12 protein-coding genes are annotated in these 19,124 nt (G+C 36.9%); 2 read left to right on the forward strand and 10 right to left on the reverse strand.

What is annotated here, in order from left to right; translation table 11 throughout:
* Positions 1 to 576: 576 nt before the first annotated feature.
* From QMO11_RS13845 to QMO11_RS13870, 6 genes are all read right to left on the reverse strand, one after another.
* The gene (locus tag QMO11_RS13845) at positions 577 to 1,932 is read right to left on the reverse strand and encodes a TlpA family protein disulfide reductase (protein WP_282037825.1); all 1,356 of its coding nucleotides are present in this window, start codon (positions 1,930 to 1,932) and stop codon (positions 577 to 579) included.
* Between the two features lie 113 nt (positions 1,933 to 2,045).
* Entirely contained in the window at positions 2,046 to 2,843 is a 798-nt protein-coding gene (locus QMO11_RS13850) for an SDR family oxidoreductase (RefSeq protein WP_282037826.1), read from the reverse strand.
* A gap of 44 nt (positions 2,844 to 2,887) precedes the next feature.
* Positions 2,888 to 4,027 carry a hypothetical protein gene (locus QMO11_RS13855; protein WP_282037827.1) on the reverse strand — a complete coding sequence of 380 codons (1,140 nt, stop codon included), beginning with the start codon at positions 4,025 to 4,027 and terminating at the stop codon, positions 2,888 to 2,890.
* Positions 4,028 to 4,542: 515 nt separating this feature from the next.
* The gene (locus QMO11_RS13860) at positions 4,543 to 6,270 is read right to left on the reverse strand and encodes an FAD-binding protein (RefSeq protein WP_282037828.1); all 1,728 of its coding nucleotides are present in this window, start codon (positions 6,268 to 6,270) and stop codon (positions 4,543 to 4,545) included.
* Between the two features lie 3 nt (positions 6,271 to 6,273).
* Entirely contained in the window at positions 6,274 to 6,909 is a 636-nt protein-coding gene (locus QMO11_RS13865; protein ID WP_282037829.1) for a ferric reductase-like transmembrane domain-containing protein, read from the reverse strand.
* A gap of 2 nt (positions 6,910 to 6,911) precedes the next feature.
* Positions 6,912 to 7,124: a 4Fe-4S dicluster domain-containing protein gene (locus tag QMO11_RS13870; RefSeq protein WP_075603740.1), complete on the reverse strand. Its 213-nt coding sequence runs from the start codon at positions 7,122 to 7,124 to the stop codon at positions 6,912 to 6,914.
* A 539-nt stretch (positions 7,125 to 7,663) separates the two neighbouring features.
* Between QMO11_RS13870 and QMO11_RS13875 the strand changes: the two genes are divergently transcribed.
* On the forward strand, positions 7,664 to 10,465 hold the full coding sequence (locus QMO11_RS13875) for a carbohydrate binding domain-containing protein (RefSeq protein ID WP_282037830.1): 2,802 nt from the start codon (positions 7,664 to 7,666) through the stop codon (positions 10,463 to 10,465).
* A gap of 175 nt (positions 10,466 to 10,640) precedes the next feature.
* On the opposite strand, the gene QMO11_RS13880 is transcribed toward QMO11_RS13875, so the two are convergent.
* A complete protein-coding gene (locus tag QMO11_RS13880) occupies positions 10,641 to 11,297 on the reverse strand; it encodes a PQLLE family protein (protein ID WP_282037831.1) in 657 nt (218 codons plus the stop codon).
* Positions 11,298 to 12,040: 743 nt separating this feature from the next.
* Between QMO11_RS13880 and QMO11_RS13885 the strand changes: the two genes are divergently transcribed.
* A complete protein-coding gene (locus tag QMO11_RS13885; protein ID WP_282037832.1) occupies positions 12,041 to 12,619 on the forward strand; it encodes a carboxypeptidase-like regulatory domain-containing protein in 579 nt (192 codons plus the stop codon).
* Between the two features lie 840 nt (positions 12,620 to 13,459).
* Here QMO11_RS13885 and QMO11_RS13890 read toward each other — a convergent pair.
* The 3 genes from QMO11_RS13890 to QMO11_RS13900 all read right to left on the reverse strand — a co-directional run bounded on the left by QMO11_RS13890 (position 13,460) and on the right by QMO11_RS13900 (position 19,124).
* Positions 13,460 to 15,289, reverse strand: coding sequence for an arylsulfatase (locus QMO11_RS13890; protein WP_282037833.1), 1,830 nt, complete (start codon positions 15,287 to 15,289; stop codon positions 13,460 to 13,462).
* A 412-nt stretch (positions 15,290 to 15,701) separates the two neighbouring features.
* Positions 15,702 to 17,204, reverse strand: coding sequence for a sulfatase family protein (locus QMO11_RS13895; protein WP_282037834.1), 1,503 nt, complete (start codon positions 17,202 to 17,204; stop codon positions 15,702 to 15,704).
* Between the two features lie 177 nt (positions 17,205 to 17,381).
* Complete coding sequence (locus tag QMO11_RS13900) at positions 17,382 to 19,124, reverse strand: sulfatase-like hydrolase/transferase (RefSeq protein WP_282037835.1); 1,743 nt, start codon at positions 19,122 to 19,124, stop codon at positions 17,382 to 17,384.

Here is a 19,124-nt window from a genome sequence, read left to right on the forward strand (position 1 = left end):
CACCTTACATCGCCCCTCACATTGCGTAAATTATTAGAGAACTTGCTTTAGTGGTAATATGCACCATGTCTAGTTTATTGATTCTGCTTACCAATAAAATTTTAAAATGCAGTACCTATACCCTTTCATTGGGTTCGGGTTGAGACTGAGACGTACCAGCGTTGGTACTTTATTGGTTGTTTATTGGTACTTCATTGGGTCTAAGAGACCAAAGAAACACCGAACAAGACCCGACCATGCCCCGATGATGTCCCGACCAAAACCCCAAAAATGCCCGAAAACAAGGATCTCACCGAATTTACTTCTTACAACTTTTTAGGGGCTTTTTCTATGCTTAAGCACTCTTATGGTATCAATACTCTTAATTGCCTATTCATTTAAAAATCGACCAATAAAACCCATGCGAAAATCGGATCTAATTCACCTAATAAAACAAATGCTGAAAATTCTTATTTTTTTAATGATTTTAGTGCATATTTATAAAATTATGCAAACTCAAAGTTAATCTTTAGATGTTTTTGCTGTAGAACTGTTGTGGTCTATTTGTCTAGTAAGTTTGATACATTAATGAGCTCCCTATTTCAGTAATTTTTCAATCATTTCCTCCAAAATTATTGATGGTTCAGCTATGTTTGCATTATGGATGATGCCTTGTTTATCAATCAATATATATCTTGGAATTGATTTTACATTAAATGAATCTCCAAATTTAGTTTCTCTACCATTCTTTATATAAAGGTCTATACCATTACCGCTAGGATTGTCTTTTTCTATAAAATCTAACCAACGGTCTCTTTTTTCATCAACTGAAACCATTAGAATGGCCACGTTTGAATTGTCTTGATATTTCTTGGCAAAATCTTTTATTGCTGGTCTATGCTTTAAACAGGGGCCACACCATGTTGCCCACGCATCAATTAAAACAACTTTTCCTTCAAAATCAGATAGTTCTACTTTGTTTCCCTGCTTATCAATTGCTGTAAAATTGTAAGCATGTTCCCCTTTCTGTGATTGAAAATAAGAGTCAGATGTTTTCTTTATAATTGAAAAGTATTTATTATCCTTTTCCGATTCAACTAATGCATTCAAAACCTCTGCATTCAAGCACTTATCATGTTGGGGCCAATAGGATGGATGTGAAATTAAACCTTCTAAATATGTTGCAATAAAGAAGTCTAAATAATCGTTGTTGTTACAATGTAGTTTTATATATTTAATAAAAGCCCCTAAATCAGTTATCGAGTCATACTCTCGAACAAAATCAACTTCATATTTATAAATAAGAATATCAGGCAGCGTTTTACACCAATTATTATCTCCCTGAATATTATTACAAAAATTATAATAACTAGATTTTAAATCGAGCTGCTTTGCAACTCTCCCAAAGTAGAATAAAAAAGAGTAGATTCTTGCAGAATTCTGATATTCTAAAAAGCCTATCTCATCTTTAGTTAGCTTATTTTTAAACCTATAAATTTCTTTTTCTCTTTTTAATCTGAATTGATCGAAAAGTGCAGCTATTGAATCATTATTATTTGTCGTAAATACGAAACCTCCATTCGTGGCTAAAAATTCGTTTTGACTAAAATGTAGATAATTCAGAAGAGAATCACAGACATTATTAGAACTTATTTGTTTGTTATTAGTAATGGTAATTTCAATGTTTTTATTTGGATGTAAATACAAAAGATATCCCTGATCTAAAACTTTTGAGCTTAGTGCCCCTGCTATCGGATAGTCAATATTGAAGGTATGTGTTAGTCCTGTATTGTCGCTTGCAAATTTAGCCAATACCTTATCGGATGTTAAGTCTCTTATGGTTAAGGTATCACTTTCAGTATATTCTGCTTTTACACTAATTGTGACCTGTTTATTGTTTGTGCAAGAAACAATAATAAATAATGAGGCGAAGAATAGAAGAGTTGTTTTCATGTTTAAATATATTTGAGAGTATTATGCGATTCTGGTTTTTTATAAGGTTCATGCATCAAATCAGGTTACAATATTTAGTAAGCATCTCTATTATAGCTTTTATTATTTGCTCATTAAGATGGGAGTTTGAATTTATTACGCGCTCCTTTTTCAAACAAGGAATTAAATAGAAATTGCAGAATAGGAAGCATTTTACCGTCCTTGCCAACGCGATAACTATATTTTGGATTTTTACTTTTTATAATTTGCAGCACTGTTGTTGCAATCGCAGTTGGCTTTGGTGCATTTTCAATTGAATAGGCAAATACACCCAATACCTTTTCCCTGCTTTGTGAATAATCGTTAATAGTTGGATGGGCATACTTAAACGAGTTGTGCAAATTGGTTTTAAAGAAACCCGGTTCAACGGACGAGATGGAAATACCAAATTCTTTTACCTCCTGACGAAGCGATTTACAAAAGCCTTCTAAAGCATGTTTAGATGCTGAATAAAATCCTTGATACGGCACTCCAATAAGTCCGGCAAGTGAAGTTATAAAAACAATTTTCCCTTTTTTATTTTTACGCATTTGAGGCAAAATGGCTTTTGTTAAGTTTACTGCTCCCCAAAAATTAGTTTCCAATTGCTCTCGTGCTAAATCATCAGATGTTTCTTCTATTGAACCACAAACTCCGATTCCGGCATTATTAATTAAAACATCTATCGAGATGCCTTTGGCTTCTAATTCGTTAATACAATTATCTATGGATGCTTGGGAAGTAATATCGAGTTTTAATAATGGATAACTCAATTTAGCTTCTACGCCATCAGGGTTTCGACTTGTACCAATTACATTGTATTTATTTTGCAACAAATGTTGAGCAATTACTTCGCCAATTCCTGAGGTAGACCCGGTTATTAATATATTCATTTCTTTAATTTTTGATACAGAGTTATACTTTGTATTTTACTCATTTATAGATTAACTAACTTCTCCACTGTTTTTTCTTTACTAAGTATCTTTAGCTTATAAGTATCACTTTTAGGATAGGCAATCTTTATTTCTGTAGATTCTTCGCTAAAGTATTGGTATATAGGAATACCATTTACTTCATTTGGGTTAAACAATTGAACTATAAATGAACCGTTTATTGCCTCATCATATAAATTAGCAAAATCGACATGCTTAAAATTCATCCAAGTATACCAATAAGGAATGTTAAAGTCGCTCACATGGGGCTTATGGTACAAACAATAATCATAGCATTCATTGGGATCTTTTTGCAAATAGAAATCCTTATTATCGGAGTTCGGAAATACGGGTTCAATATCGAACTTTGTATGCTGACAAATACTTAAAAGTTCCTCGTTCAACATTTTTTTTAGATGATACGCCATCATAGGGAACTTCTCTTCAATGTGACCATAACCAGCTAAAATTACTAATTTACCCTGCTCTTTGTTATACTGGCTAAATATGTTTTTTGCCTGCCCCTTCTCTCGTCTTAACTTAAAAGTTTCATAAGGGATAAGTGTAAATCCTAACTCGATGGCATGCCTAAGCAAATTGCCGTAAACCGGTTCACTTATATAAACGCCTGTAATAAGTTCTGGATTATTGTTTACCGGATAAGCTCGCGTACTAATTTCGGTGTCTTCATCATTTAATGCCTCTAAAGCTAATTGTGTAAACCCCAATTCCTTCAACACCTCAAGCTGTGAGTATAAAAAAGCACGATGCTGTGGCATATGATGCGCTTCATTAAACATTACTACGTTATATTGTTTGTAAAGCTTTACTAAAGTATCCTGATTTACACCAAAACCTTTCAATTGTAGTTCTTCTTTATGCTCTGGTATATATCCCTTTTTGGTATCCCTAATTATAAATAACTCCTCAGCCTTATTATAATTACCGATGAATGAATACAATGTACCTAAGCTCTGAAGGTATGCATCTTCTAATCGAGGGCTGTTATAGGATGAACTATCGTTAATGAAATGTACTATAGAATCGTAATTAATAGGATTACGAATCATATCAAATGGGTCTGATAATTGTGCATTTGCTTTTGATACAAATACCACAAATGCTATTATAAATAGGTTTCTCATTTATACGGTTTGCTTTAATAATTGCTTCATTTACAATGCTGTCCTAAATAATATTATCTATTGGGCTCTTTGCCCAAGCCTGCCTGCCGGCAAAGGCAGGGCAAAAAAGATCAAGGCTGCTTAAATACAAGCCTACGAAAAAACACCTTACAATAACAAATTATTCATTAGCAGCTTAGCCTTAAACTTAAAAATCCTTTAGGACGCTATTGCTTCATTTAATATACTTTCAATCTGCAGTGCTATTTTTGTATCCGATAATTTACTTATATCCTCACCAAAAGTGATAATATATTCTTAACCAGTGTTTGTTCGGCTTGTGAAACTAGCAAAAATTAAATTATGTATGAATTACTTAAGTTAATTTGTATCCAAACTAAATAAGATGGCTTAGCCCTTACAAGTAAGCTGTTCGCTAATAGAATTTGTTTGAGTTTTTGTGGGGTAAAAAAAATCCGAGCCATCAATACTGACAACTCGGATAAGGATACTAAGCAATTACTATGTAATTCTCATTAACTCCATGAATCAAATGCTTGTTTCTCAAAAAGCATTTCCCCATTATCTCCTTTAAAAATATTAATCCAGGCATCCCAATTTTCATGATCGATTTCAGGATAATCCATACGATAGTGACTACATCGACTTTCTTTCCTCATTAATGAGGCTTTAAGTTTCATTTCAGCTGTTATTATCATATTACGGGTTTCGTGCACTAATCTTAGTTCGTGCAAGTCTTTTGCTCTTAAATATGGTAAGTGCGATTCTCGTAACTCTACAACATAAGCTAAAGCAGCACGCATCATACTTTCCTTTTTTACATAAAGCACAAAGTTTGGTATCATAATACCTTGAAGTGTTTGGGTTACCCATGCAGGACTATATCCAGATTCTCTTTTTAATGGTGCAAAAATTTCTGATTGAATCGTATTTATTTTACTCTTGCTTAGTTTTTGAATTTCTGTTTTACCTGAATATTCAGCCGCTGCTTCTCCTGCCACGGCACCCTGAACTGCCGAGCCAGCCAAAGATGAACCTATTTGTGTATAAATTCCACCAGTCATATGAGACCCTAAGGCATCGCCTGCAGCATATAAACCTGGAATGTTTGACTCACATTTATCATTAATAGGTACTAAACCTTCCGATTTGTGTATAGACATACCGGCCGACGATCCACCAACTACTCCACCGCTCATTCCAGGAGGGGCTCCTCCTTCCTTACCTTTGGGTGGACGTTTACCGCCTTCGGGTTTTGAACCTTGCCCACCTGGCATTTGGTTATCTAGGCCTGCAGGTCTCTGTGGTCCACCTTTTACAGATGCGCCTCCATTGGGGCCCTGAGGTCCCATGCGCATGGAGCCACCTCCACCTACATAGGCTTGGTAATTCATATCCACCCCTAAATCGTGTCGAATATTAATATCCGTTGTACTGGGTTTCTGCAAAAACATATCGCCCCATCCATCAAAACTAGCAGCAGCATTCTTTTCTTTTGCTGGGTGACCATCGTTCCACTCTTTTCCGGTTACTTTGGCTCCAATATTATATGCCATAATTGTTCCATCGTGGGTTAAATCACAGATAGGGAAACCATTGGGTTTAAAACCTCCGGCTCCTGTACAAAGTATGACACTTTTTGCATTAAAAAAATGCACTTCTTTTTCATCTATGCTAAATCCGGCTGCACCAGCTATTTTTCCATTTTCTTTTATCAAATTGGTAATGGTGATACGCTCCATTAAAGGTATTTGCCGCTCATTAATAGGTTTTGAAAAAGACTTATTATATAAAGGTGATTCAAAAAAGCCCCATTCACGAAGTTCGTCTACACGAGCTTTTGAATGTTCTGCTAATTGGCGCGTATATACCCGATTATTTGTACCAATGGCCGATAAGCTCACTTTCTCAACAAACTCATCAATTGTTAATTTGGCATTTTTAGGATCGTACTCAAAAATTCCTTTGGCAAAGGGAGTTTGTCCTGAAGAACCTAATCGCCCTTTTGACACAAACAGCACTTTAGCTCCTGCATCATGAGCCTTGATGGCTGCAAATAACCCAGCCATACCACCGCCTATTACAAGTACATCACAGGAATGTTGTTTACTTTCAATTTCGTCAACAGTAACTTCTGCCTCATTATCACCCCAACCAGAAATACCCATTGAAGCTAAGGCTGCCATTCCTGCAAAGCCTCCTGTTAAGCTAATAAACTCTCTTCTATTAATATTATTCCCCATGATTTATGACTTTTCTGAAGTTGAATCCAATATGTATCTTCTTATTAGCATGGCAATACCAATGCCCGAGAGTAAAAGAATTAAACTAATAAATGTTACACTCATATGTCGGCCTGTTTGAATAACATGAAGGGATGCTAGAAATAGAAATACAAGTGAAAGAATACCATGTAATATTCGCCAGGTTTTGTAGGTCATTGGTAATTTATCTCTAAAAAAAGAAGTAACACCAAGTAATATCATCGTGCTCCATGCGATTAAACCAAAGAGCAAGCCTTGTTTATCTAAGTTAGAGAGTATCTCTGAAAACGCATCTCCAGGTGATATTCCTGCTTCAAAATAACGTGGAACGATAACGAAAAAAGGATGGAATATTAGTATCCCAACAAAAGTATATCCCAGTGCTTTGTGCCATTTAAGCACCTTTGCCATTTTAAATGGCTTTAATGTACTTCGGTTTATTCTTGATAGATAAAACATTAGTATCATTACAAAAAATGATAACAGTGTAAGTAATGATATCGTCTCTTTTAAAAAGCTTCTTCTTGGGAAATATCCTAATGAATAAATTAAGCTAGGGACAACAATAAAAATACCTATTGCGAATATCCAAATAAATTGTTTTACTCTTTTTTCCATAATTACCCCCATGATACGATTACTGGTATTGACTTTTCTGGTGTTATTGTAATAGCATCAACAGGGCAGTACATTCTGCACAAATGGCATATTTGACAATCCTCTGGATACTTAATTTCAGCTTTTCCCTTACTATTTAATCGAATTACATCTGTAGGGCATGTTTTAACACATACGCCACAACCAATGCATCCACTTATGTTATTAATCGCCATATCAAAAATTTTATATCATTTACCCAAATTTACAAAACCCTGAGAATGATGCGCTATTTAATATACAGACAAGCCGATTTTATCTATTAAAAGAAGAAAATAGACGACATTTCAGTTTATAAGCTTGCAAAAAAACTTCGATATTAAAACTGGCACTGATGTTTTATATCCCATCTTGACTTACCGCTATTTTAAATTCAACACAGGTATTAATACCAAAAACCCCATCAAATAATAGGTATCATTCAACATTATAATGTGCAGTATTCGGTAGTATACACAGTGGATTCATCGTATAAAAATTGGTCTTTTTTTACATTAAAAAAGCTTCCATTTCGACTTTATTATCAGCTAATGCAATTATTATCCCCCCGCTAATGTTTGCAAAATCTACTACCTAAAGATGTATAGTATGCCCTATTTTTAGCGTGTTACAAGTAATACCATAAAGAGTGGGGATACGGAAAAGAATATATCAAATAGCTCATTAAGTTTCATCCCTCTATTAGAACACATATCTAAAAACTAAAATAAAATTTATGAATGCTATTTTTACTCGATTTTCGATATTAAGTATATTGTTACTCTGCTTTTTGGTGCAAGCAAGGGGGCAAAACTTAATAAATAATCCCAGTTTTGAAACTGACCTCAGCGATTGGGTGATTGGTTCGTGGGGCGGACCAACTGTAATTGCAGAAAGCTCTGCTGACTATGCCCAAGATGGAAGCAAAGCTGCCAAAGCTACTATACCAACTGCTGATGTAGATGCTGGTAAAGTATTTTTTCGCCAACAAAACCTAAACCTATCAACTAGTTCAGAATACACCTTGGTATTTTATGCATTAAGTAATTCGGATAGCGAAGAATCCATTGATTTATCAATCTATTCGCATACAAACATGGATGGTGCTGCATGGGGAACTGCGTTTAGCCAACCGGCAATTACATTCCAAGGTGATGGAGCATGGCACAGATTTGAGTATATATTTACGCCATCAGCTTTAGCTGGAGAGCCTGATTTTAGTAAATTGGCCCTATCGTTTAGCCTAGCTAGAAATGCGACTACTATCTACTTCGATCATTTTTCGTTAACTACCAACGATGCGGTGGTACCAGAAACACCACAAAATTACTTTGTGAGCAAAACGGGTGATGACACTAATACAGGAGCTGAAGACAGTCCTTTTTTAACCATAACAAAGGCTGCTTCCATAGCAAAAGCTGGCGATGTAGTAACTATTGGTGAGGGAACTTACGAGGAAACATTAACGCCTCAAAACTCAGGTACTAGTACAAACCCAATTGTGTATCAGGGTGCGGCAGGCGAAAAGGTAATTATTTCGGCCATGCAAGCGCTTAGCGATTGGAGTTTAGACGAAGGTAACATCTACAAAACAACGGTAGATTGGAGTTTGGGACAAAAGAATATGGTTTTTAACGGAGATCAAATAATGACATTAGCCCGATGGCCTAACGATACCGATGGCGACATATCTACCCCTAATGGAATTAGAAATAGCGGAGGTAGCGGATCTGATGAAATATTCGATGCTTACCTTACTTATAACGAAGGCATCCCTTCTTTTAATTGGGAAGATGGTGGCTCTATCTGGTTTTACGGTAACAAAGGTGGCGGTGGTTGGATAGCTTGGAAATCATGGATTAAAGCAAGCACCTCAACACAAGTTAATTTTGAGCTAAATAAAAGCCCAGACTGGATTCGTACTTGGCATGATCCTGCTAGTTTGGGTTATTTCTTTTTAGAAGGAATTAAAGAGGCTATTGATATTGATAACGAATGGTATTTTAACGAAAGTACTAAGACGCTTTATTTGCAAGTAGATGGAGGAACGGTTCCGTTAGATGGTCAAATAAGCATGAGAAAACGTGAACTAACCATTAACCTATACAATAAAAGTTATATTGAAATTAAAAACCTAGCTGTTACTGGCGGTAGAATTGATATTACTGGATCGGCATCGAACAATTTGATATACCAAGTAACCAGTACGTTTGGAAATCATACCAGAGGAGTGGTTGATCAAGGATTTAACTCTGGCAGCCAAAGCATCATGATTTCTGGTTCTAACAACACCATTGAACAATGCGAAATTGCTTATGGTGCTGGTAATGGAATTAAAGCTGAGGGCAATGGGCATAAAATACTAAATAACCACGTTCATCACTTTAATACTTTAGGGTGTTACGATGCTGTGCTTAGTTTACGAGGTGGTTCGAATACCATTGTTAAAAACAATACTTTACACCACGCCGGACGTGATATTATTAATGCAAACCACACCAATGCTGAATATGCTTATAATGATATCTCGTACGGTAACGGTATTGTTGATGACTGTGCTTTGTATTATACAACCGGAGGCCCTCAATATGTTGAGATCCATCATAACTACTTTCACGACAATTATGGTGCGCCAGGAGCTCATGGTAAAGCGGCTGGTATTTATTTAGATAATGATGCTGAAGCTTTTGATGTACACCACAATGTGGTAAGTAATACCGAATGGACGAACATCCAAATTAATTGGGATGGAAAGGATTTAAATATCTATAACAACACCCTATGGAATGGTTCTGCAACCATGGGTGCATGGCATAAAGATGGAACGCAGTTTTACAATGTGAATGTTTGGAATAATTTATCTGATAAATCGGATTGGGAAGAGCAATCGGATAAGCAAAATAACTTGACCATTTCAAGCGGAAATCCGTTTACAGATTTAGAGGCTGGCGACTTTACTTTAAAAGCCAATACGCAACCCATAGATTTTGGTAGAGAAATAGATGGTTTTACCGATGGTTTTGTTGGAGCTAGTCCTGATGCTGGTGCATACGAATATGGAGCAACAGAATGGACCACTGGTATTAGTTGGGACCCTGAACTAGGGCCTGCAGGACTTGGTTGTTATGGCTTACCGGGCGATTATTGTTCTACAGCTACTGATCCATCCGAAACGGATAGCGATAACGATGGTGTTATGGATGATGTGGATGAATGCCCAAATACCGAGGCTGGTGTAGAAGTAGATGAAAAGGGTTGTGCCATAAGTTCAAACGTGGATGATTTATATGCTGCTGGCATGAGATTATACCCCAACCCGGTAAATGGAGCGCAAATATTTATAGAGGCTTCTGAGATGAGTATGAGTGATATGAACTATACCATATACAATGCTTCAGGAGCTATTGTTAATAATGGCACGCTACCAGCAGCAAGTTTAAAATCAACAATAATGGTTGATGAAATACCTGCAGGAATATATGTTATAGTATTATCTAACAAGGAGATTAGAGTAGGAACGCGTTTTGTAAAATTATAATTGATACTTATAAGGATGATAAACAGGTTTCTGATAATGATATAAAATACATCATGTTAATTTGTAGAGGGTATCCATGTTTTGGATGCCCTCTATTGCTTTTATGCAAAAATAGCCTACCCGAGCTATTACGGATAGGCTATTATTAATGCTTTATTGCTAACTGGGCTTTCTGTTAGCTTTTTACAAACTTACCCAATGATTCTAACAACTGTGGTTTGTCTTCCAACGCTATTTCGGCATAAGAATAGGATATAACCATCCATTTATCTAAGTTCTTAATGGATTTATCTTTTATTTTTGTGGCATCTTGCGATTCTCCGTCTTCGTTAAGGTAAGCTTCACGTAACTTTTCGGTTTGTGATATTAAGCCTTGTGTTTCTTGCAATTCTGTTTGGCTTATTTTTACCCCTTGTAGCGACAGTTGGAGCGCTTCGTCGCCCAACAACACTTTATAAAATACTTTTACGGTTTCGAGCCACTCTAAATACGTAGTGGGTATAGCTTTATGAAGCTCTAATTTAACTAATGTAGATGCATCTTCGTCGAAACGTAACTTTGCTCGTTTTCGATGTTTGGCATATATTTTTTCTAATTCCTCCTTTTTATCATCAAAAAGATCGTGGGCCAAGTTGGTTTCGGTGTCTTCTACTTTATTATTATCGTAGGCACTAATGGCTGATGAGAGTATGCTTTGTCCTTCTTGCATTTTTTCGGTTCCGTAACCTACTTCTGCAAGTAATTCTGAAATTTCAGCATTGGCAACTGAGTTTCCAATGGCGGTTTTACCTTGGTCAATTCTTTGGAGTTCTGTTTGTGATTTTCTAGACATTTTTTTTGAGTTTAAGATTTATGATTATTATTTTTTGAATTAGAGCTTATGAAGATAATAATAATTTTCTATTTTTTACTGCCAATTTGGCTAAATCCCCAATCGAATTCAATAAATCCCTGCCAATTTGGCTAAATCCCCAACCAAGTTCAATGAATCCCCATCAAAATGGACTTTTCCCCATCAGTTTTGTATAAATCCCCAATAGAATTGTGTAAATGTAAGGGTGAACGGTCTCGGCTATGAGTAGTTGCGTGCTTAAGTCACTAATTTAGCAAAAGTTCTCGAACCAGAGGAAAATCCGCAGGATTTTCCGAGTAAGAACAGACCAAGCAATTACTTATAGCCATTGTTGGCATTTCGTTTTTTAATAATTGGTAGGAGATTCCAACATTTGCGACTCCCCAGTGCTGCATAAGATTTAGTACTAACATTTGGTACGAGTATCTTTGGAAAGAATCATTACCTAAATATTCTCTTCTATTAAAATTTTAAATAAGATTTCATCTATTATTAGGAATATTTTTTTATATTACAAAAAAGCTTTTTACATGATTAAGTTGAAGTTAAATACTATTGTTATGTTAAATAGATACTATTTTTTGCCTTTGTTGTTCATCTTAGTATGTTTTTCTTGTGGTGAGAACGACAGCGTTCCCACTCCAGACCCAATTACTTCTTCGAATATAACAGGATCTGTAATACTTTACGATGAAGGTACTTCCCAACTTTCTGGAGATGGAATGACAATCACCGTCGAAGGGACCAGTCCCTTGAAATCAGCAATTTCAGATGCCAATGGTAAATTCGTTATTAGCGATGTTCCATTTGGGACCTATACCTTGAACTTTAGCAAAACTGGTCATGGAACGTTTAAAAAGTTTGGTCTGGTGCACAACAATCCGGCCTTAACGGATATTATGGATATCCCAAATTTAGGGCAATTATCCACTACCGCAATTACCTCGACATCGGTTACCGTATCAAATAATGAAGTTACGTTAGAATTAACTATGGATCCTTCAGCTAGTATTAACGATTCACGCTACTACCGGGTTTTCTTTCATGATGAGGCCGCAGTAAGTGGTACGGTGTTCACTAGTTTCTCTGAGACAATTGAAACAAGGTTTGATCCAGGTGAGTTTACCATATCAGCTGCTGAACTTGAAGTATTGGGATTCCCATCTGGCACTACCGTTTATTCAAGGATATATGGCGATTCTCGTTTTTCCAATGATTATGAAGATTTAGATCTTGAAAGACAGGTTTTTCCCAACCTAAATGAGAATACAGTGGCTGCCGTTTCTTTTGTGGTTCCTTAAAAGCTACCCTTTTCGGTACTGAAGAAAAATCACAAATTTAAAATGAAAACCACCAAAGTTTTTTTCGCCTTCGCTTCTTTGTGTATATGCCTAATCTAAAGGTATTAAAAGCGTCTTATTACTTTTTATCTCTGATTTCCAGAAAGGAAACAACATTACGAGCGCTTTTATAGTCAATCAATTTTGTTCCATAGAGGATTTTATGGTGATCTCACCCAAGATTGTTTCTCGAAGAAGATTTTACATATGATGTTGAAATATTTCTTTTTGAAGTGCTTTAATTCTATATGTTTCGTCTTTTGTTCCCACTTATACTCTGGTGTTCATTAAGTCTTTACGATTATACTTTTTAATCCACCCATTCAACGTTGTAGATGCAATATTGTAAAGTTTATAAAGTTCGCTTTATGTGTGTTTTCCAGTTGTAAGTTCGTCTAAAATTTCCAGTTTAAAAGGTTCTGAATACCGTCTGATTACTTTGCCATTTTTGTACATGATGTTTGAAATTATGTAGCCTTTATTCAGGACGGGTCTAAATGAATGCCAACTAACTTATATACTCACCATATATCTGTATATCATCCTAACGTATGTTATGTATACTCACCTAAGGTGTCAATATAAGTTTATAAGTGGTGTTTATTCGGCTTGTGAAGCTAGCAAAAATTATATTATGCTTTAATTACTTAAGTTAATTTGTATTCAAACTAAATAAGATGGCTTGGCCCGTACAAGTACCCTATACCGTAATGGAATTTGTTTGGGGTTTTGTGGATAAAAAAATCCGAGCCATCAATACAGACAGCTCGGATTCTTTTATTTTATCACTCTAAAAGAGCGTTACAATCTTTCTACGGTATAATAGTATCCGCGTACGCGTTGTTTTTCAGCGTTTGTAAATTCTCCGTAATATTTAATTTCGCCTGCAGGTAAGTCTAGCTCAACAATAGCTTCTGTTCTGTCGGCATTAAACTTACAAGGGTATTCTTTATTGTTAATGGTAATAGATGGCTTGCTTAAACTTAAGGATTTACCTGCCGGAATATAATCGAACCATTTTGATCCTTTTATATCTTCAACGGTAGCATCAATTGCCAAGCCACTTTCTTTAGGGTAACGTGCCACTGTAAATTTGTATTTACCGGCTTTTGTTACATCGCATAATAAATAGCCATCTGTTAGCTCAATACCTTTACGTATATAGCTTTGGTTCCATGGAATAGCGGCATCGGTATGCATATCGTGACAAGTAATTTGCATTGGATTTTCAGCATCGCTACCCAATTTAATTTTAGCGTAACGCATATCCTTAACCGCACTAGCCCACCATTGATCGTAAAAGGCAGTCATTTCTTTAACTATCTGCGGATGATCGGCTGCAATATTATTGGTTTGTCCACGGTCGGCATTAATATCATATAACTCATCGCCATTAACCAAACGCCATTGGCTGGTCATAACACAACTGTTACGCCCTTTTACTGGCCATTGAATACGCTGTGTATCGGTAACCAACATACGTTTATTAAAATCGGTATTTGATTTTTTGCCTGTAATTAATGGCACTACCGACATACCATCTAATGGTTTTGTCGCGGGTAGCTCTAATCCACAAAGCTCTGATAAGGTTGGCAGAACATCAACATGAGCAGTTAGTTCGTTAATATCGGTTCCTTTGTTTATACCACCCTTAGGCCAACGCATAATAAATGGCACACGGTGTCCGCCATCGTACTGGCTACCTTTCATGCCTCTTAATCCGGCATTATAGCCTGTTGTTTTTGCTGCTACCTTATTCTTTTTCCCTTTTTTACCTCCTGCTAAGGCGGCTGAACTTCCGTTGTCAGTCATAAAAATAAGAATGGTATTATCGGCAATACCCAATTCTTGTAGTTTCGCATCGAGCTTACCAAATTGTTCATCTACTTGCGTAATCATACCATAAAAACGCTTTTGATGTGGTGCCAAGTCAGTACGATCTTTGTACATATTAAAATACTTTTCGGGCACATTATAAGGTCCGTGTGGCGCATTTAACGATAGGTATAAAAAGAAAGGATCTTTTTGGTGGGCTTCAACAAAACGTTGTGCTTCGTTAAACCAAACATCGGTACAATGTCCTTTGGTTTGCTCGGGCACACCGTTTCTGAAATAGGTATCGTCAATGTAGTCGTTCAACCAGTAATCAGGCGTTTGTCCTACTCCACCGCCACCGTGGTAAAAGGCTTGCGTAAACCCGCGATCTTGCGGACGGAATGGGTAATTATCGCCCAAGTGCCATTTACCTACCATGGCTGTTTCGTAACCGTTTTGCTGAAATACATCGGCAATGGTTACCTCTTCTTCATTTAATAAAGAACAGCCGCCAATGGTGTGCCAAGTATTTACTCTGTTAGCATTGCGCCCTGTCATTAATCCGGCACGAGTTGGTGCACATGTTGTACCCACATGGAAGTTGGTAAAACGGGCACTTTCACCATTGAATTTATCAATATGTGGTGTTTGAATAATTGGGTTGCCATTACAGGCCAAATCGCCGTAACCTTGGTCATCGGTAATGACAACTATTACGTTTGGTTTTGCTGGTTTCTCAGCTTCTTTGGGTTTACTATTACAGGCTTGTAGCGCTACTAGTGCCACAAAAGCGAATAGAATTGATAGTTTATTCATAAGAGTAATTTTTATTACTTTTTTTATGGATAGAGTATAATGAGTCTATCCACTTAATTTATTTGTTACAGTTATTATGTCATATACAATATTACGTATTGGGATTTCATCCCAAACCTGCCTGCCGTCAGGTAGGCCCGACTTCATTTTCTTGCCTTGATGCAAGAAAACAGAAGCAAAAGAAAATCAAGGCTGCTTTACAAATAACTTTCTTATTTATTTAAAGCTTAAGCGCGGCCAAGTGATTTTCGAGCACAGCTCTCAACTTCTTGGTCTTACTAAAGCTTTAAATAAAACAAAAGCCATTTTTAAAGAGGCCGTTTTACGAGGCGCTTAATAAAAACCATAGCTACACTATATTTTTTCACACTTCTGCCTTCTGTCTTCAGCCTTCTTTCTCTTCCCTCTTACCCTACAAATGAAACACCTGCGTTAAATCAAGATGATCGTGATACTCTTTTTGCAGTTCTACTAATTCGGCAAACATTGTTTTAACCATTTCAGGCTTTGCATCAGCAATATTATTGATTTCTAGTGGATCGCTATTTAAATCGAATAACTTGATGGTGTTAGCCTCGGGATACACAATTAGCTTATATCCATCTTTACGAATCATTCTTTGTAAATCAAGATAACATCCATAAATAGCAGGATAAACGCTTTCTTTAGTTTCGCCCGTTAGTAGTGGCACAACACTATTAAAGAATACTGAACCATCGTTTTTAAAGCCAGCCAAATCTAATGCTGTTGCCATGGCATCTTGCAAGTAGATATCTGCATTTACTTTAGTGTTTTTAGGCAACTTAGGCCCTAGCACTATAAATGGCATACGCATACTATGATCGTACATATTTTGCTTGCCAAATAAACCGTGGTTACCAACAGCTAAACCATGATCGGCAGAATAAATAATATAGGTATTATCGGCCTTACCACTCTTTTTAAGCGCTTCCATAATTTTACCAATTTGGGCATCAAGATGCGTGATACTCGCATAGTATTCTTTAGTATGCACTTTTGCTGCCAATTCGGTACGCGGGAATGGCGCTAACATAGCATCGCGCAAAGCAGGACCGTTTCCTATTTTCTCACAGTCGGGATACAAAGCTTGAAAGCTTGCCGGTACTGATATATCATCCACATTATACATGTCCTGGTATTCTTGTGGCGCCTGGCGCGGATCGTGTGGTGCGTTAAATGCCAAGTACATAAAAAATGGATTGTCCTTTTTTGATGCTGCATCAATAAACTGAATGGCATCGTCGCGTAATACTTCAGACCAATGCTGTCCGCCTTTCCAGAAACCACCCATGGTAGAATCTGTTGGCGACCACGAGTGATCATCAACACTAAGCGGACGGTTATAGCCTTGAGGCATAAACTCTAGGTAACTTTTGTATTTACCTGCTTTTAAATCCTTAAAGTTTTGAACCATTGTGGCATGATCCCAAAAATCGCTAGGCATACCCGGACGCTCGTGCACCACATGATTAAAGCTTTGTTTTGAAGGGGTATGTACATGCCATTTACCCGTCATATAGGTTTCGTAGCCTTGCTCTTGCATACGTTGTCCCCAAGTTTTAGCAGGCGCGTTTTTCTTATTAAAATAATTTTTGGCTTGCCATACACTTTTACCCGAATTCATCATGGTACGCGATGCCAAACAAACCGCACCACTCCACGAACCCATATTATAGGCATTGGTAAAAGTAACCCCTTCGGCCACCATTTTATCTAGGTTAGGTGTTATTACTTCTTTATTCCCTAGTGCATTAATGGTATTATGACACTGATCATCGGCAAACAGAAATATAATATTTGGTTTCTCAGGAAGTACCACCTTTTCTGTTTTTGGTTGGCACGATGTGAATGCTGCTAAAACAGCCAAAGCACATATTGACAAGTAATTTTTCATGTGTTTAAAATTAGTATCAAGACACAAGTATCAAGACACAAGACTCATTTACAGAACTTATAAAAAGTTTCTTTATCAGAGTCTTGTGTGTTTAAAACTTCATCATGATTGATTCATTTAATTATAGTTTTATTTTACTGCATACTAAATAGTATACCAGTTAAATTGTATGTTTATTTACTTCACCTCAATAATAATACTATTGGAAATACCAGTTTTGCTATACGTAACCTTTGCATTAGCAGCTACGGGAAAAGCATCGCTCCACGAATATACAGATATAGTACACACACCTTTCTTCAAAGCGCTTAATTCGCCAAACTTATTGATGCTTGCCACAGATTCATCGCTCGACTCATAAATAATATTTTTACGAGTGGCATTATGGGGTAACACCTCGCAATTAAGGCTAATGGTTTCCCCAACGTTTAATGGTTTTTTTATGCCACTCAACTCTAAAGTTTTTACATCAACCTCGGCATACGAATCAATTACACTGCCTAAATAATCGTAGGCCTCTTGTTGCTCCTTGCTTAGTTTATTAACATCAAGTCCGCTGTGCAATTTAATTTTAAACCTGCGCTCAAACACCCTATCTCCTGCCAATTCTAAAGGATCAGTCCTTAAATCAAAGAACCTTCCTTCGGGATACTCGGGGCATGGAGCATAACGTTTAAACTCTTTATTAAAAGCATAAATTAGCAACTCATCATCACTGGTATAAGGCTGATTATTATTGTACCAAGTATATATAACTTCTCGGGCTTCTTCCTTCTCTCCTAGCATCTGTGGCCAAAAACTGATGCCATCTAACTCGTCGCTTTTGGGAATGTCAATACCGGCCGCCTCAGCAATAGTTGGGTATATATCCGTTATGTCAATCATACCATCGTAACGCTCTGATTTTTTAATATGCTTCGGATAATTGAGTACCAAAGGCACATGCAAACCATTATCGCTAGTGCCACCTTTACGTCCCGGGTAAATAGAATCGTTGGGCAAAATATGCTTAAACGATTCTTTGGTGCCATTATCGCCCATAACCACAATTAAGGTATTCTCCCTTAAACCGTGCTCATCAAGCTTATCCACTACCCTACCAATCAGTATATCCATATATGCAATCATATCCGGAAAGTACTTATGGTCGTCTCCTTTTTTGGTAGTTTTGGCGTTACGCCCTTCGTTATAGGTATCAAACACACTATGAGGCATGGTTGCCGGCGTAGGCTGATGCTCATCGTGCACCAATAACATGGGGTAATATAAAAAGAAGGGATCTTCTTTATTATCATCGATAAACTGTAATGCCTTGCGGTTGCAGATATCTGGCCCGTACCATCGTCTACCCGTTTCCGGATCTAAATCAGTACGCATTTGATAGTCGTTTACCTCACCATTGATAATTAAGTTCGGATTAATGAATCGCTTGCCTTCGGTAATTACATCAAAACAACAGAAGTCGTCCCAACCAAACTCAAATATATAGTCCTTAGCTGGAATTTCTTTGGTTCCGCGAGTTTGTTTCCATTTGCCATAGATACCCGTTTTGTAGCCATTCTTTTGAAAAACATCGCCAAAAGTAACATCCGACTTATGCTGCGACTTACAACGTAAAAAGTTCCGTTGGTTATACTTACCGCTCATTAAAGCAATACGTGTGGGCTCGCAAAGCGGATAGGCAAAGGCATTATTACACAACATGCCATCGTTGGCCAATTGATCTATATTGGGCGTAGATGTCTCAGTATCTTCAAAACGCCCCAATAGGGAGCCAACTTTATTACACCCGTAGGCACTAACACCCAAATGACTCAAATCGTCAATTAATATGAATACCACATTGGGCTTTTTCTTGTTGCCTGCACTAAGAGGTAGTGCCAACAATAAAACCAAAACAATTGTTATAGCTCTCAACAT

Origin of the sequence: Saccharicrinis aurantiacus (assembly GCF_947489045.1) — a bacterium.
GTDB classification, from domain to species: domain Bacteria; phylum Bacteroidota; class Bacteroidia; order Bacteroidales; family Marinilabiliaceae; genus Saccharicrinis; species Saccharicrinis aurantiacus.

Bases quoted from the DNA above. Each gene is read 5' to 3' on its own strand.
- QMO11_RS13860 (WP_282037828.1), bottom strand. From the start codon at position 6,270: ATGGGGAATAATATTAATAGAAGAGAGTTTATTAGCTTAACAGGAGGC.
- QMO11_RS13890 (WP_282037833.1), bottom strand. From the start codon at position 15,289: ATGAATAAACTATCAATTCTATTCGCTTTTGTGGCACTAGTAGCGCTA.
- QMO11_RS13865 (WP_282037829.1), bottom strand. From the start codon at position 6,909: ATGGAAAAAAGAGTAAAACAATTTATTTGGATATTCGCAATAGGTATT.
- QMO11_RS13850 (WP_282037826.1), bottom strand. From the start codon at position 2,843: ATGAATATATTAATAACCGGGTCTACCTCAGGAATTGGCGAAGTAATT.
- QMO11_RS13885 (WP_282037832.1), top strand. From the start codon at position 12,041: ATGACAATCACCGTCGAAGGGACCAGTCCCTTGAAATCAGCAATTTCA.
- QMO11_RS13855 (WP_282037827.1), bottom strand. From the start codon at position 4,027: ATGAGAAACCTATTTATAATAGCATTTGTGGTATTTGTATCAAAAGCA.
- QMO11_RS13900 (WP_282037835.1), bottom strand. From the start codon at position 19,124: ATGTTGAGAGCTATAACAATTGTTTTGGTTTTATTGTTGGCACTACCT.
- QMO11_RS13875 (WP_282037830.1), top strand. From the start codon at position 7,664: ATGAATGCTATTTTTACTCGATTTTCGATATTAAGTATATTGTTACTC.
- QMO11_RS13870 (WP_075603740.1), bottom strand. From the start codon at position 7,124: ATGGCGATTAATAACATAAGTGGATGCATTGGTTGTGGCGTATGTGTT.
- QMO11_RS13895 (WP_282037834.1), bottom strand. From the start codon at position 17,204: ATGAAAAATTACTTGTCAATATGTGCTTTGGCTGTTTTAGCAGCATTC.
- QMO11_RS13845 (WP_282037825.1), bottom strand. From the start codon at position 1,932: ATGAAAACAACTCTTCTATTCTTCGCCTCATTATTTATTATTGTTTCT.
- QMO11_RS13880 (WP_282037831.1), bottom strand. From the start codon at position 11,297: ATGTCTAGAAAATCACAAACAGAACTCCAAAGAATTGACCAAGGTAAA.